This window comes from Streptomyces sp. KMM 9044 (genome assembly GCF_024701375.2).
In the GTDB taxonomy this organism is placed as follows: Bacteria; Actinomycetota; Actinomycetes; order Streptomycetales; family Streptomycetaceae; genus Streptomyces.
Window position 1 is genome coordinate 1508432 of sequence record NZ_CP113910.1, and the last position, 14677, is coordinate 1523108.

A 14677-nucleotide genomic window follows, 5' to 3' on the forward strand; every position below is an offset into this window, starting at 1 on the left:
GGTGCCCCCGCGCACGGACGCGCACCACAAGCGCACCGGAACAAGCGGGGAACATCGGGGAACCACGGTGAAAAGGACCCGTCCCGAAGAGATCCCAGAGCCACCGTTTACCCGGCAGAGCATGGGCGTGGCCCGGCTTTCGGACGTCCAGGGCGCTCCAGGCCGCCGTGGCGGTGCAGTCGGCCGCCACCGGGAGGATCCTCTGCCGAACGCGTTGGACGGCCCCGAGCTTCTGCTTCTGCTTCTGCTTCTGCTTCTGCTTCTGCTTCTGCTTCTGCTTCTGCTTCTGCTTCTGCTTCTGCTTCTGCTTCTGCAGAGCCTCGGGCCTGCCGGGAGTGTGTGCAGGCCTGCCGACGGCCGGAGGGGCTAGCTCAGCTGGGGCTGGACCTGGGAGGAGATCAGTTCCAGGTGGTCGAGGTCGGACAGGTCGAGGATCTGGAGATAAATGCGGCCGGCGCCGGCCTCGGCGTAGCGGCCGATCTTGTCGACGACCTCGGCGGGGGAGCCGGCGAGGCCGTTGGTGCGCAGTTCGCCGGGCTCGCGGCCGATCGCGGCGGCGCGGCGTGCGATCTCCTGTTCGTCCTTGCCGACGCAGGCGACCAGCGCGTTGGAGTACACGAGGGCTCCGGGGTCGCGGCCCGCCTCCTGCGCGGCGGCGCGCACCCGGCCGAACTGGCGCTCGCTGTCCTCGGCAGAGGCGAACGGCATGTTGAACTCGTCGGCGTACCGCGCGGCCAGCCGGGGTGTGCGGACGGCGCCGTGGCCACCGATGAGCACCGGGATCTTGGGCTGGGCCGGCTTGGGGAGCGCCGGTGACCGCGTGAGGTCGTAGTACGTGCCGTGGAAGTCGTAGGTCTGGCCGGCCTCCGTGGCCCACAGGCCGGTGACGATCTCCAGCTGTTCCTCCAGGCGGGCCATCTTCTCCTTCGGGAAGGGAATGCCGTACGCCTTGTGCTCTTCCTCGAACCAGCCCGATCCCAGGCCGAGTTCGACTCGGCCACCGGACATCTGGTCCACCTGGGCGACCTGAATGGCGAGGACGCCGGGGAGTCGGAAGGTGCCGGCGGTCATCAGGGTGCCGAGCCGGATGCGCTTGGTCTCGCGGGCGAGGCCGGCGAGGGTGATCCAGGCGTCGGTGGGGCCGGGCAGGCCGTCCCCGGAGCCCATTTTGAGGTAGTGGTCGGAGCGGAAGAAGGCGTCGAAGCCGAGGTCCTCGGTGGCCTTGGCGACGGTGAGCAAGGTGTCGTAGGTGGCCCCCTGCTGGGGCTCGGTGAAGATACGGAGATCCATGCCCCCATCCTGCCTGCTCGGCCCCGATACGGCCCGGCCGACCCCTCGCGCCCCTCGCGCCCGTGCCGTGCCTAGCCGGTCTCGCGCTCGGCGAGGGCCCGGTCGCGGTCCGCCAGCTTGCGGAGCATCTCCAGGACGCGGTCGCGGGCCTCGTCCGCCGCGTCGATGGCCTCCACGCACTGCCAGTACGCGGTCTCGTCGACGGCCCGGCCGACCCCTCGCGCCCCTCGCGCCCGTGCCGTGCCTAGCCGGTCTCGCGCTCGGCGAGGGCCCGGTCGCGGTCCGCCAGCTTGCGGAGCATCTCCAGGACGCGGTCGCGGGCCTCGTCCGCCGCGTCGATGGCCTCCACGCACTGCCAGTACGCGGTCTCGTCCTCCGCCGAGGAGGCCATGCCGACCAGCGCGATGCCGACCTCGCCGAGCAGTCCGCCCAGGTGCAGCAGGGCCTGCCGGGTGTCGCCCAACTCGGTGAGCAGGGCGGCGCGCAGCTCACCCGGACCGAGTCGCGGGGTGTCCAGCACACGGCAGCCTCGTCCCGCCAGCTCGGTCAGCCCCAGTGCCTCACCGCGCAGTTCGGGCGGGCCGGTGACCGCGAGGCGACCGCCTATCGCCTGCGCGAGTGCCTGCGCCTGCCACACCTCGGCCGAGAGCTCCGGCATACCGCCGGCGGTGGTGAGGGCCCGCCTGCTCGTCACTACGAGCCGCACAGCGTCCATGCGCCGCCCCTGTCTGTCCGACGCGCTGCCCACGCGTCCGCCCAACTCTCCTGTTCACTACCCAGAGTGAGTCCGTTTGAGACGGAACATCGAACAGAAGGCGGAAATCTGGGGACAACAATTCGAAAACGGTCGGCATGTCGAATGCGGAGAGTGATAGCGGAGAAGTCCGCTCCGGGGGTGCTCCGCAGAGGGCGGTCCGCGGAGCACCCCGTTCAGACCGGGAAGCGGTGTTCGTTGCGGTCGATCTTGGCGTTCAGGGCGGCCAGGGGGTCGATGCCGAGCACCTCGCACAACTGGAGGAGATACGCGAGCACATCGGCCACCTCGTCGCCGACACGGTGCGCGGTGGCCGGGTCGTCCATGACGCGGGCCGACTCCTCCGGCGTCATCCACTGGAAGATCTCGACCAGTTCGGAGGCCTCCACACTGAGCGCGGCGACGAGGTTCTTCGGGGTGTGGTACGGCTGCCAGTTCCGTGCCGCGGCGAACTCGGCGAGCCTGCGCTGGAGTCCGGCCACGTCGAGCGGGGCGATCAGGTCCGCGGGGGCAGGGGGGCGCGTCGGGTGGGGCGTGTCAGTCACGGGTCAGGTGTACCACCGTCACCCCGTCCACCCCCGCGGCCCAGGACGCGTCGCTCACCGCGCCGACCAGCCGGATGTGCCCCCGCTCGCACATCCGCGCCGCCAGCCGCAGCAGTTCCGCGCGCTGGAGCGGGTCCATGCCCCGGTCGAGCCCGTCGGCGAGCACGGTGAGGGTCTGCAGCGCGGCCGGGACCTCGCCGGGCGCGTCGACCTCCAGCACCCCTGGTCCGGTGAGCAGCACCAGCGCGAGCGCGACGTACCGCAGCTCGCCGTCGCCCAGGCGTCCGAGCGCGGTACGGATTCCGTCGCCCCGGTCGAGCAGGGCGCGGACCAGGCCACCGCCGTACGGCTCGGCGAGCAGGCCGGTGACCGGCCCGGCGCATCCGGCGCGTACGGCGGAGACCAGGAGCCCGTACCGGATCGCGCACTCGGTGTGGGTGCGCCACAGCACGTCGGCGAGGTTGCCGCAGCTGCCGAGCAGCCGCCCGGTGCCGGTCGGCACGGGGTCGCGCATGCCGTCGGGCCGGGGGTCGCAGGCGAAGACCGAGCGCAGGGCGACCACCATCTGCTCGGCGGCGGCCAGCACCCTGCGCTCACCGGGCGTCCTGCCGGCGACGCGCAGCGGCAGCAGTGCCGTGCCCAACCGGTCGTCGGGCAGCGGGCCGCGGGTGACCGGGGCGGTCCCGGCGGTGTGCCACGCGGCCTGCACGGTACGGCGCCCAGGGTCGCGCAGCGCGGACTCCAGCAGGACCACCCCGTCAGCCGTCAGCCGCTCCCCCGCGATCCGCAGCGTGGGTTCGGCCTGGACGGCGACCTCGAGCCGGACCGGGCCCTCGGGGCCGTCGGCGGTGCAGCCGATGCGGAAGCCCCGGCGGTCCTGTGCGTCGGCACGGGCCCGTTCCGGCACGCACGCGTCCGGCTCGGAGAACGCCTCGCCGAGTTCGGCCCCGCCACCGAGCCGGGCGAGCGCCTCGTAGGCCCGCAGGGCGCTGGTCTTGCCGCTGCCGCTGGCCCCGGCCAGCAGGGTGAGGGGGCCGAGCGGAAGCCCGGTGTTGCGGTGCCCGGCGAAGGCGGACAGCAGCAGCTCGGTGATGTGCGGCCGGTCGGGGCGCCAGCGCTCCTGGGCACCGCCGTCCCCGGAGGAGGCCCCGGCGGACGGGACGGAGGGCAGGCGGGAAGACAGGGAGGGGGGCGGAGAGGAAGAAGACAGGGAGGACGTGGCCGGCGGCGACCGGTGAGGCAGGGTCATGCGCGGGACGCTAGAGCTCCGGAGCGGGGCGAACCGTTCCGCTTGTGCGCTCTTCCCACGATCGGGCGAAGCGCCGCCCCGCCCGTTCACTCTCCCGTGCCGGGCCTAACCGCTTCCGGGAATCCCCATCCCCTGCATCAGACCGGTCACCTCGGTGTCGGCCGGGGTCAGCAGGAAGACGTTGCGGTCGACGCGGTGCATGCCGCTTCCCAGGCCGAAGACGACGCCGGTGCTGAAGTCCAGTATCCGCTTGGCCACGTCACCCTCCGCGCTGGTGAGGTCGAGCAGGACCGGTATCCCGGACATCAGCGTCTCCGCGACGTCACGGGCGTCCGCGAACACGCTCACCCTCAAGACCACGAGGCGGCGTCGCGCCTCGGCCTCGGGGGCGGACCGGTGACCCACCGAGGACGGCCAGGCGTCGTGGCCCCGCAGCGGGACGACCTGGGCGAGTCCCTCCCACTGTTCGTCGGTGACATCGTGGCTGTTCACCGGCATGCTCCGTCCTGGGTGGTGCTGACTGTCTGCATCGGGCAATTCTTACGCATGGTCACCTGTTCGGCCCAACAGCGACACCCTCCGCCACCCCGGAACGCCCGGGTCCGGCACTTCTGCCCCGGGGCCGGGTCAGGTAACTTCTACCTCGCTGTAGATACTGACTGTCGACAGCGGCCGGGGACCGGTCCGGCGCGGGAACATGCTCCCTGTCCGAAACGTTGGATCGCAGACAGATTCAGTCCGGCCGACCGGCTCATCGGCCACCCGGTACATCCACGAGGAGTCATGCACGTGTCCGCCAGATCGACGGACCCCCCGGGGCACAGTCCCCGACCATCCCGTCACGCAACTGTTGAAATCGGCACTCGGCGGGGTGGTGTTCGATGAGTGCCGCAGAGGCCTTTCTGGGCCTGCTCGCCGTGTTCGTGCTCACCGCCGGCACCGGTTACTTCGTGGCCCAGGAGTTCGCCTACGTCTCCGTGGACCGGCTCGCGCTCGCCCGTGAGGCCGAGGCCGGGGACCGCAGGGCCGCCCGCGCTCTGAAGGTGCTGGAGCGGCTGTCCTTCATGCTGTCGGGCGCCCAGCTCGGCATCACCGTGACCGGTCTGGTCGTCGGTTTCATCGCCGAGCCGTCGGTGTCCGCGCTGCTCAGGCCGGTGCTGTCCGGTATCGGACTGCCGGATGCGGCCCTGAGCGGTATCTCGGTCGTGCTCGCGTTCGTGCTGGCCACGATCGTCCAGATGGTGCTCGGTGAGCTGGCCCCGAAGAACCTCGCCATCGCCGTGCCCGAACGGCTGGCGAAGGCGCTGGCCGGCTCGACCCTGGCGTATCTGAAGGTCGTCGGACCGCTGGTGCGGATCTTCGACAATGCCGCCTCCAGCCTGCTGCGCCGCATCGGCATCGAGCCGGTCGAGGAGCTGCACCACGGTGCCACGCTGGAGGAGCTCGGTCATCTGATCGGCGAGTCCCATGAGAACGGGTCGCTGCCCGGGGACAGAGCCACCCTGCTGGACCACGCGCTGGAGTTCTCCGAGCGGACCCTGCACGCGGTGATGGTGCCGCGCGCGGACGCCGTCTTCGTCCGCGGGGAGGCGGGCGCCGACGAGGCGGTCGGCCTGATCGCGGCGCACGGCCACTCCAACTACCCCGTGCTCGGTGACCACCCCGACGACGTCGCGGGGGTGCTGGGTGTGCGCGAACTGATGGCGGTGCCCGCCGACCGGCTGGCCGGCGTCACCGCCGGCCGGCTGGCCAGGCGGCCCCTGCTGCTGCCGGACACCCTTCCGCTGCCGGACGCGGTCGCGCGAATGCGTGAGCAGGAGGACGAGTTCGCGGTCGTCCTCGACGAGCACGGTGGCGTGGCCGGCATCGTCACCTACGAGGACATCGCCGAGGAGCTGGTCGGTGACATCGCCGACGAGTCCGACCAGGTCTCCGAACTGGCGGTCGCCGACGGCGACGGCTGGCTCGTGGACGCGGGCCGCCGGCTGGACGAGGTGGCCGAGGCCACCGGCGTCCAGCTGCCCGAGGAGGACGGCTACGAGACGGTTGCCGGCCTGATCGTGGACCGGCTGGGCCGTTTCCCCACCGTGGGTGACCGGGTCACCGTCGAGCTGCCCAGGGACGGCCACGCGGTGATCGACGTACGCACCCTGGACCGGCACGTCGCCGAGCGGGTGCGGGTCACCCGGACCGCGCCCCCGGTGGAAAACGACACGGAGAAGACGGAGGAGTCCGCATGAGTTTTCCGATGGCTCTCTTCGTGACCGTGCTGTTGCTGATCGGCAGCGGGTTCTTCGTGGCGGCCGAGTTCGCGCTGGTCGCCGCCAAACGGCACCGCATGGAGAAGGCGGCGTCCGAGGGACGGCGCGGCGCCAATGCCGCGCTGGCCGGCATGCGCGAGCTGTCGCTCATGCTGGCCGGTGCCCAGCTGGGCATCACGGTGTGCACGCTGGGCCTGGGTTCGGTGTCCAAGCCCGCGATCTCGCACGAGCTGGACCCGCTGCTGCACGCCCTGGGGCTGCCCAGCGCGGTCAGCTACGGCGTGGCGTTCGCCATCGCGATGATGCTGGTGGTGTTCCTGCACATGGTGGTCGGCGAGATGGCGCCCAAGTCGTGGGCGATCGCCCACCCGGAGCGTTCCGCGATGCTGCTCGCCCCGTCGTTCAGGGCGGTGGTGAAGGTCGTCCGGCCGCTGATCCACGTGCTGAACGTGGTGAGCAACGCACTGGTGCGGATGTGCCGGGTGAACCCGCGCGACGAGCTGGCCTCGGTCCACGACCGTGAGCAGCTCACCCACCTGGTGGTGGAGTCGGAGCGGCTCGGACTGATCAGCAAGACGGACTCCCAGCTGCTGACCCGTTCGCTGACCGAGCCCGACACCCCGGTCGGCGCCCTGCGGATCCCGGCCGAGGAGATCGACTCGGTGGAGGGTGACGCGGGGGTCGACGAGGTGCTGCGGGTGGCCACCGCGTACGACCGGACCCGGCTGCTCGTCCGTGACGGCGGCACCGTCCTCGGTGCGATCCACGCGCGGGACGCGCTGGTCGCCCGTGCCCGGGGCCGTGCCACGAGCGCCCGCGAGCTGGCCCGCCCGGTGCCCGAGCTGACGGACACCACAACGGTCGCCGACGCAATCGACGTGCTGCGCCGCCGCCGGGGCACGCTGGCGGTCGTCCGGGACGACTCGGGCCGGCTGACCGGCATGGTCACGCTGGACGACCTGCTGGCCCGGCTGATGCTCCCGGTCGGGGGCTGACCAGCACACCGGGCGCGAGCACGACAACGCGTCGGCCGGTCCGCGCCATGCGGGCCGGCCGACGCGCTTTTGCTCAGCGCAGGCGGCGATCGGGCCGGCCGGGCGGCCGGCCCGATCGCCGTCACCAGTCTGCCGCCGGGGCGCGCCGACGCGGCCGCGCAGAGCATCGCGTTCGACGTCCTGGGCAGCGGCCACAGCCTCGCCTGCCTGGTGTGCGGCATCGCCGCCCCGGTGGCCACGGTCGTGACCGTGGCGGGCATGGCCGGCATCCGTGCTCCCCGGACCCCGGGGAGGGGACACGCCGCCGCGAAGAACCCGTCGGCGCGGCCCCAGGCACCGACAGCGGTCCGACCAGGCCGTTCGCGCACCCCGTCCCCCTCACGAAGGCCCCGGCCATCGGCGCGCACCGCCGGACGGCCGGGGTCTTCCCCGCAGGTCAGCCCGCGACGACCGCCTCGGCCGCCGCGATCCCGCACACGCGCGCCGCCCCGTGCGTGGCGACGTGCAGCGCACCGCGCGGTGCGGACTGCGGCACGCCCATCTCCACGACCACGGTGTCCGGCCCGGCCGCGAGCAGGGTGTCCAGGGCCGTACGCATCCACACGTGCCGGTGCTCGTCGCGGACCACGGCGACCACGCGCCGGCCGGCCGCGGCCTCGAGTGCCCGCGCTCCCGCGTCGGGGCCGGTGAAGGAGCCGGTGGTGGTGCCCGGCAGCAGCCGCTCCAGTTCCGCGCCGACGCCCCAGGGGGTCTCGTCGCCGACGGCGATGTTGGCGGCGGGGTGGAGGGTGGCCACGTACACCGGTCCGGTGACCGGTGCGGCGGGCCTGCTGCGGGTGACGGTCACCGCGCGGCGGGCCGCCGTGAGGCCGATCCCCGGCTCCCGGTCACCCCCGGGGCCCTGGGAGCACCGCATCCCGGCGGTCCAGTCGGCCAGGGCCCGGACCCGGGCGGCGGCGTCGGCGAGCCGCTCCTCGGAGAGTTCGCCCGAGCGGACGGCGGCGACCAGCGCGTCCGTCAAACCCCGTACCGTGCCTTCGTTGCACAGCCCGCCGCCCACGCAGATCGCGTCGGCGCCGGCCGCGATGGCCAGGACGGCCCCGTGTTCGAGGCCGTAGGTGCCGGAGACGGCGCGCATCTCCATGCCGTCGGTGACGATCAGGCCCTGGTAGCCGAGTTCGCCGCGCAGCAGGTCGGTGAGGATGCGGCGGGAGAGGGTGGCGGGGCGGTCCGGGTCGAGGACGGGGACGCGGATGTGGGCGCTCATGACGGCGCGGGTGCCGGCCGCGATCGCGGCCCGGAACGGCTGGAGTTCGCGTTCGTGGAGCGTGGTGGCGTCGAGATCGATGTGCGGGACGGCGTGGTGGGAGTCGACGCTGGTGTCGCCGTGGCCGGGGAAGTGCTTGGTGCAGGCGGCGACGCCGGTGGACTGCAGGCCCTCGACCCAGGCGGCGGTGTGCCGGGCGACCAGGTCGGTGTCGCCGCCGAAGGAGCGGACGCCGATGACCGGGTTGTCGGGGTTGGCGTTGACGTCGGCGGAGGGAGCCCAGTTGAGGTTGACGCCGCACTCGGCGAGCCGGCGGCCCAGTTCGCGGGCGACGGCGTGGGTGAGAGCGGTGTCGTCGACGGCGCCGAGGGCGTGGCTGCCGGGGAAGGAGGATCCGGTGCGGACCTCGAGCCGGGTGACGTCGCCGCTCTCCTCGTCGATGGCGACGAGGAGGTCGTCCCGTTCGGCCCGCAACTGCGCGGTGAGGGCGGCGACCTGCTCGGCGGTCGCGACGTTGCGTCCGAAGAGGGCGACGGAGGCGAGCCCTTCGGAGAGCCGGCGGCGCACCCAGTCGGGCGCGGTGGTGCCGGCGAAGCCCGGCTGGAGCACGGCGAGGGCGTCGCGGGTGAGGGTGCCGGTGCCGGCGGTGGGTGTCGTCATCGAAGCGTCAGCCCTTCACGGCGCCGTCGGTCAGGCCGCTGACGGCCTTGCGCTGCAGGAAGATGAAGAGGATCAGGATGGGGAGCGCGAACAGGGAGGAAGCGGCCATCGTCGCGCCCCAGTCGTCACCGAAGGCGGTGCGGAACTGCGACAGCCACAGCGGAAGCGTCTGCGCCTCGATGCTCTTGTTGAGGATCAGGACGAGGGGGAACTCGTTCCACGCGGTGATGAAGCCGAACAGGGACGTGGCCATGAGGCCGGGCGCCAGCAGGGGGAAGATCACCTTGACGAACGCCTGGGTCCGGGTGCAGCCGTCGACCATGGCCGACTCCTCCAGTTCCTTCGGCACGGCGGCCACGTAGCCGCGCAGGGTGAGGAGCGTGAGGGGCAGCACCATCATCATGTAGAACGCGGTCAGCGGTACCAGGCTGTCGAGCATGTCGCTGTCGCGCACCAGCATGTAGAGGGCGATGACCATGACCTCCCAGGGCGCCATCTGGGCGAGCATGAAGGTCACGATGAAGCCGCGCCGCCCCTTGAAGCGCATCCGGGCCAGCGCGAAGGACGCGATCAGGGCGATGGCCAACGACAGCAGGACCGCGGCCACGGTGACGGTGACGGAGTTGCGCACCAGCGTCCAGAAGTGGTCCGCGTGCACGGCCCGGTCGATGTGCTCGAGGGTGACGTCGGTCGGGAACCACACGGGGTTCTCGGAGATGATGTCGCCCTGCGGTTTGAAGGCTGTGGCGAACATCCAGTAGACCGGGAACGCGAACCCCACGAAGAGGACGACGGCGGTCGCGTTGGGCCAGATACGGCCGAAGAGTGAGTGCTTCACAGCTCGTCCTCCTCCTGCTTGGTCACCGCGCGCAGGTAGTACGAGGTGATGACGATCAGCACCAGGATGGTCAGGAACGAAATGGCCGCGCCCATGCCGAAGTGCTGGTTTCCGACGCCCTCGACGAAGGCGTAGATCGGCAGGGTCTCGGTGAGCCGGTCCGGGCCGCCCTCGGTGACGGCGAAGATCTGCGGGAACGCCTTGAAGACCCAGATGACCTCGAGGAACGTCGTGGCGTAGAGGAAGGGCCGCAGGAACGGGAAGGTGACCGAGACGAAGCTCTTCCAGGCGCCGGCCCCGTCCAGGGACGCGGCCTCGTACAGTTCCCTGGGGATGGTGGTGCTGGCTGCGTACAGGTTGATCGCCACGAACGGGACCGACTGCCAGACGATCAGCAGGGTGATCACCGAGAACGCGGAGAACTGGGTACCGAGCCAGTTGTAGTCCGCCATGGAGTGCCAGCCGAGCTTGTCCAGCGTCCAGTTGACGACACCGAAGCGCTGGGCGAAGAGCCACTGGTAGACGGTGGTGGCGGCGATGACGGGCATGGCCCAGGCGAGGACCAGGCCCAGCAGGAGCAGCAGCCGCATCCGGCGTCCCAGCCGGGCGAGCAGAAGACCGATGAGGGTGCCGAACCCCATGATCAGCACCACGTTGGCCGCGGTGAAGTAGACGGTGCGCCTGACGACCGCCCAGAACTCCGGACCTCCGAGGGCCTCCCGGTAGTTGTCGACCCCGTTCCATTCGGTCAGGTGCTGGATGAGCTGCCGCGCGTTCAGGTTCTGGAACGACAGCATGCCGTTCTTCACCAGGGGCCAGCCGAGCAGGATCAGCGTGGCGGTCAGGGCCGGCAGCAGGAGCAGGTAGGGGACTGCGGCCTTCCGGCCGCGTGTGGCCCTGGAACCGCGTGTCCCACGCGGGCCCGAAGGGGCCTCGGCCTTGCGGACGTCGGGCTCCCCTGCCGTGTCCGTGTCGCGGGTCTGCACTGGCATGACTTGTCGTCTCTTCCATGGCCGTACGAGCAACACAGCTGATGCCGGGGGTGCCGTGCGACGGCGCCCCCGGCACGAGGCGTCAGCTCTCCTGAGCCAGACGCTTGTTGATCTCGGCTTCGACGCTCTTGGCGGCCTCGGCCGGGGACTTCCCCTTCAGCACCGCCGTCATGTAGGCCTTGATCGGGTTGGGGGTGTTCTCCACCGCGGCCCACTGCGGGATCAGCGGGGTGGTGCCACCGCCGGCGGCGGCCGGGGCCGCGGCCTCCGCGACCGCGTTGCCCTCCAGGCTGGACTCCAGGGACTGCTTGTTCGGGATGACGCCGTTGACCTTGGCGAGGGCACCCTCGAACTCGTCGGACAGAGCGATCCTCAGGAACTCCTGGGCCAGTTCCTGCTTCTCGCTGCCGGCGGCGACAGCGAGGTTGGAGCCGCCGAGGAAGACGCCCTCGGGCTTGTCCGCCGTCTCACCGGGAATGGTGAAGTAGCCGAGGTCCTCCTCGATCTCCGGGTTGGCCTTGACGGCGGTCGCCGCCTCCCAGCCCATACCGATGAACGCACCGGTCCTGCCCTTGGCGAAGACGTCGGCCTGCTGCGGGGTGGCCTCGTCCTTGTCCTTGGGGGCCTTGGAGAAGGAGGCGTACTTCTGGTAGATCTCCATCGCTGCGGTGACCTTGGGGTCGGCGAGGTTGGAGACGTACGTGTCGCCCTCCTTCTTCACCAGGTCGGCACCTTGGCCGATGATCAGGCCGTCGAGGAAGTACCAGTTCTGGCCGGGCATGTAGATCGGCTCGGCGTCGGTGTTCTTCTCGATGGTCTCGAGGGCCTCGAAGAACTCGTCCCGTGTCTTCGGCGTGTCCTTGATCCCGGCCTCGGCCCAGATCGCCTTGTTGTAGATGACGACGCGGTTGGCGAAGTACCACGGAGCGGCGTACTGCTTGCCCTCGAAGACGGAGGACCGGTTGACCGAGTCCGTCCACTCGGCGCCGATCTCCTTCTTCAGGGCCTCCAGTTCGGCAAGGCCTCCGGTCGCCGCGTACGACGGGGTCTGGGTGTTGCCGATCTCGATGACGTCCGGCGGGTCGTTCTCGGAGAGGGCCGTGGTGACCTTCTGCTGGATGCCGTCCCACTTCTGGGTCTCGAACTTCAGCTTCGCGCCGGTCTTCTTCTCGAAGGCGGCCTGCACGTCCTTGCTCCAGTCGGCCGGCGCCGAACCGTCCATCGTCCAGACGACCAGGGTCTGCCCCTCGAAGCCGTCTGCTCCGGTGTTCTTCCCGTCGCCGTCGTCTCCTCCGCACGCAGCGACGGAGAACACCATGCCCGCGACCCCGATCGCGGCTATCAGCTTGCGCTTCACGCGCCACCCCTCCTCAGGAATGCCTTCCACACCCACGCCCTCGGCGGTGACCCTCGCAGCGGCGCGGCACTCGGCGGGCTGGGACCCGGCTTCCGTAAATGGTTTAGACCAGCAAGGGGAGCTTGGCCTAGACCTATGACCCTGTCAAGGGTCGCGCAACCGATCCCCCAAGCCGTTACCGGCGTCTCTCACGGGGCCCGGAACTCCCCCCGGACGGGGACGTGTCGAGAGTTGGACTAGACCAGAAGAAGACGTGCGGCTATAACGGGACCGCCGAGCGTGCGGCGCCGAACCCGGCCGTCCGCCAACGTGCACCGCGGCCGGCGCCTGCCGTCCGCGCCGCCGGACCCCGCACCCGGAAGGCAGGTCATGAGCACGGACCTCAGCAGCGCCCAGGCCGAGACGGGGGCACCGGACCCCGCCGGCCGCGTCCCGAAGTACTACCGCATCAAGCAGTGCTTACTGGGGATGACCGAGGCGCGCCCACCGGGCTCGCCGATGCCGGCCGAGCGCTTCCTCGCCCTCGAGTTCCGCACCTCGCGCACCACCGTGCGCAAGGCCCTCCAGGAACTGGTGAGCGAGGGCCGGCTGGTCCGCATCCAGGGCAAGGGCACCTTCGTCGCCCGCCCCAAGATCTACCGGACCCTCCAACTGACCTCGTACACCGAGGACATGCGCAACCAGGGACTCACTCCCGCCTCCCAGGTCCTGGAGATCGGCCACATGGCGGCCGGTGAGGAACTGGCGGCGCTGCTCGAGGTGGAGCGGGGCGAGAAGGTGCTGCGGGTCGAGCGGCTGCGACTGGCCGGGGGCGAGCCGATGGCGATCGAGGCGACCCACCTGTCGGCGCGCCGCTTCCCCGGCCTGCGCCGGAACCTGGCCCGCAGTACCTCGCTCTACACCACGCTCACCGAGGTCTACGGCGTGCGCCTGGCGGAGGCTGACGAGACCATCGAGACCTCCCCCGCCACCCCGCGGGAGGCCGGACTGCTCCACACGGACGTGGGCCTGCCGATGCTGCGGCTCTCCCGCCACTCACGGGACGAGCAGGGAAAACCGGTCGAGTGGGTCCGCGCGGTGTACCGGGGCTCGCGCTACCGGTTCACGGCGACGCTGTCCCGGCCGGCCCCCTGCCCCCCTCCGGCCCCCGACGCCTCCCGCCCCTGATGCCGCCCGGACCCGGAGGGTGATTGGTCTGGACCTTTATGTGGTCCGGACGGTACACACGGATGGTCCATCTGGCTTCCACCCCGAGGACCCACCACATGGCCATTCGGCAACGCGCCATCACCCTCGGCACGTTGGGCTTCGGCACGAGCGTCGACGAGGAGACGTCGTTCCGGATCCTCGACCGTTTCACCGAACTGGGCGGCACCGTCCTCGACACGGTCGACAACTACGCGTTCTGGGTCGACGGCGCGATCGGCGACGAGAGCGAACTCGTCCTCGGCGCCTGGCCCGAGAGCCGCGGGGCGCGCGACCGCGTGTGGAGATCCCCGCCGCGTACGACCACCCGGGCACACCGCCCCGGCTGACGGCGCTCCGCGAGGTGGCCGGGGAACTGGGGGCGACCGTGAACCAGGTGGTCCTGGCCTGGCTGCTCGACCACACCCCCGGATCCTGCCGATCGCCGGGGCAGCCGGGTCGCACCGGCTGAGGAGGCCATGGCGGCGGGGCCCCACCTGTGACAGTGACGACTCCTACGCGCCCGAGCACCGCCACGTCCTCGCGCCGAGGGCGGTCGCGTCGGGCGACCCCGTGTGGGTGCTGTCCGGCAGCGCCTACGCCACCAGCTATACGACCCGTGGCTTCGACGGCTTCGCCCCGCTCCCCCACACCTGCGTGGGCGCGAGCAGCGGCGGTGCGGGGAGAGGTGGTTCACCGGAGGGCTCCGGTCGGGAGCAGGTGCCGGCCGGCCTGCGTGTCCGCACCCTCGCCGAGGGCGGCTGGCCGAAGGTCGCCGCCCTGGAGGCCGAGGTGTACGCGCCCGCCGGGCTGTCCGAGGGCCGAAAGGCACTGGAGTCCCGGGGCCGTGCCGTGCCTCCCCTGCGGCCTGCTTCGTCCTGGAGGCCGGCGACCGCATCGCCGGCTATGTACTCGTCCTGCCCTACCCGCCGTCGCGGTGCCCGGACCTGGAACGGCCCGAGGCGGAGTCCTTCGCCTCCTCCCATCTGCACCCGCACGACCTGGTCGTCGCCGACGACCTGCGCGGCCGGAGTCTGGGCAGCAGGCTCGTACGCCATCTCACCAGGGCCGCACGGCAGCGGTACGAGGAGGTCTCCCCGGTCGCCGTGGGAGGCACCGAGAGCTTCTGGGACCGGCACGGTTTCCGGCCCGACCGTCAGGTCGAACTCCCTCGTGCTACGGCGAGAACACGGTCTACCTGTCCAGCCCTGTCCCGGACGGCCCGGACGGCCCGGACCGACACCCCTGAAACGGAGGGCTGACGTCCGTGTCCCGTCCCCTCGC

The 14677-nt window shown here is 71.3% G+C and carries 15 protein-coding genes; 5 read left to right on the forward strand and 10 right to left on the reverse strand.

The annotated features are described in order from the left end of the window. Window positions 1-366: 366 nt before the first annotated feature. The 6 genes from HUV60_RS06780 to HUV60_RS06805 form a co-directional block, all read right to left on the reverse strand. A complete protein-coding gene (locus HUV60_RS06780) occupies window positions 367-1290 on the reverse strand; it encodes an LLM class F420-dependent oxidoreductase (RefSeq protein WP_257853954.1) in 924 nt (307 codons plus the stop codon). Between the two features lie 71 nt (window positions 1291-1361). After that, window positions 1362-1643, reverse strand: a complete 282-nt coding sequence (locus tag HUV60_RS33855; RefSeq protein WP_443047230.1) for a DUF6099 family protein — start codon at window positions 1641-1643, stop codon at window positions 1362-1364. After that, entirely contained in the window at window positions 1535-2005 is a 471-nt protein-coding gene (locus HUV60_RS06790; RefSeq protein ID WP_257853955.1) for a DUF6099 family protein, read from the reverse strand. Before HUV60_RS06790 ends, HUV60_RS33855 begins: the two co-directional genes overlap by 109 nt. 215 nt (window positions 2006-2220) lie before the next feature. After that, a complete protein-coding gene (locus tag HUV60_RS06795) occupies window positions 2221-2544 on the reverse strand; it encodes a nucleotide pyrophosphohydrolase (protein ID WP_257853998.1) in 324 nt (107 codons plus the stop codon). Window positions 2545-2581: 37 nt separating this feature from the next. After that, the gene (locus tag HUV60_RS06800) at window positions 2582-3838 is read right to left on the reverse strand and encodes an ATP-binding protein (protein WP_257853956.1); all 1257 of its coding nucleotides are present in this window, start codon (window positions 3836-3838) and stop codon (window positions 2582-2584) included. Between the two features lie 105 nt (window positions 3839-3943). After that, complete coding sequence (locus HUV60_RS06805; RefSeq protein ID WP_257853958.1) at window positions 3944-4336, reverse strand: cell division protein SepF; 393 nt, start codon at window positions 4334-4336, stop codon at window positions 3944-3946. Between the two features lie 383 nt (window positions 4337-4719). Here HUV60_RS06805 and HUV60_RS06810 point away from each other — a divergent pair, with 383 nt between their 5' ends. Further along, window positions 4720-6078 (forward strand): hemolysin family protein, encoded by a 1359-nt coding sequence (locus HUV60_RS06810; protein ID WP_257853959.1) that lies wholly within the window; start codon window positions 4720-4722, stop codon window positions 6076-6078. Next, on the forward strand, window positions 6075-7094 hold the full coding sequence (locus tag HUV60_RS06815; protein WP_257853960.1) for a hemolysin family protein: 1020 nt from the start codon (window positions 6075-6077) through the stop codon (window positions 7092-7094). The genes HUV60_RS06810 and HUV60_RS06815 overlap by 4 nt, the downstream gene beginning before the upstream one ends. A gap of 436 nt (window positions 7095-7530) precedes the next feature. Here the strand turns inward: HUV60_RS06815 and HUV60_RS06820 are convergent, their stop codons facing one another. From HUV60_RS06820 to HUV60_RS06835, 4 genes are all read right to left on the reverse strand, one after another. Then, window positions 7531-9021 carry a glycoside hydrolase family 3 protein gene (locus HUV60_RS06820; protein ID WP_257853961.1) on the reverse strand — a complete coding sequence of 497 codons (1491 nt, stop codon included), beginning with the start codon at window positions 9019-9021 and terminating at the stop codon, window positions 7531-7533. A gap of 7 nt (window positions 9022-9028) precedes the next feature. Continuing rightward, entirely contained in the window at window positions 9029-9859 is an 831-nt protein-coding gene (locus tag HUV60_RS06825; protein WP_257853962.1) for a carbohydrate ABC transporter permease, read from the reverse strand. Next, the gene (locus tag HUV60_RS06830) at window positions 9856-10851 is read right to left on the reverse strand and encodes a carbohydrate ABC transporter permease (RefSeq protein ID WP_257853963.1); all 996 of its coding nucleotides are present in this window, start codon (window positions 10849-10851) and stop codon (window positions 9856-9858) included. Before HUV60_RS06830 ends, HUV60_RS06825 begins: the two co-directional genes overlap by 4 nt. Window positions 10852-10933: 82 nt before the next feature. Then, window positions 10934-12208 carry an extracellular solute-binding protein gene (locus HUV60_RS06835; RefSeq protein WP_257853964.1) on the reverse strand — a complete coding sequence of 425 codons (1275 nt, stop codon included), beginning with the start codon at window positions 12206-12208 and terminating at the stop codon, window positions 10934-10936. Window positions 12209-12577: 369 nt separating this feature from the next. Between HUV60_RS06835 and HUV60_RS06840 the strand changes: the two genes are divergently transcribed. The 3 genes from HUV60_RS06840 (at window position 12578) to HUV60_RS06855 (ending at window position 14655) form a co-directional block, all read left to right on the forward strand. Beyond that, window positions 12578-13375, forward strand: a complete 798-nt coding sequence (locus tag HUV60_RS06840; RefSeq protein WP_257853965.1) for a GntR family transcriptional regulator — start codon at window positions 12578-12580, stop codon at window positions 13373-13375. 98 nt (window positions 13376-13473) lie between these two features. Beyond that, window positions 13474-13743 carry an aldo/keto reductase gene (locus HUV60_RS06845; protein ID WP_257853966.1) on the forward strand — a complete coding sequence of 90 codons (270 nt, stop codon included), beginning with the start codon at window positions 13474-13476 and terminating at the stop codon, window positions 13741-13743. A gap of 225 nt (window positions 13744-13968) precedes the next feature. Further along, entirely contained in the window at window positions 13969-14655 is a 687-nt protein-coding gene (locus HUV60_RS06855) for a GNAT family N-acetyltransferase (protein WP_257853968.1), read from the forward strand. Window positions 14656-14677 lie beyond the last annotated feature (22 nt).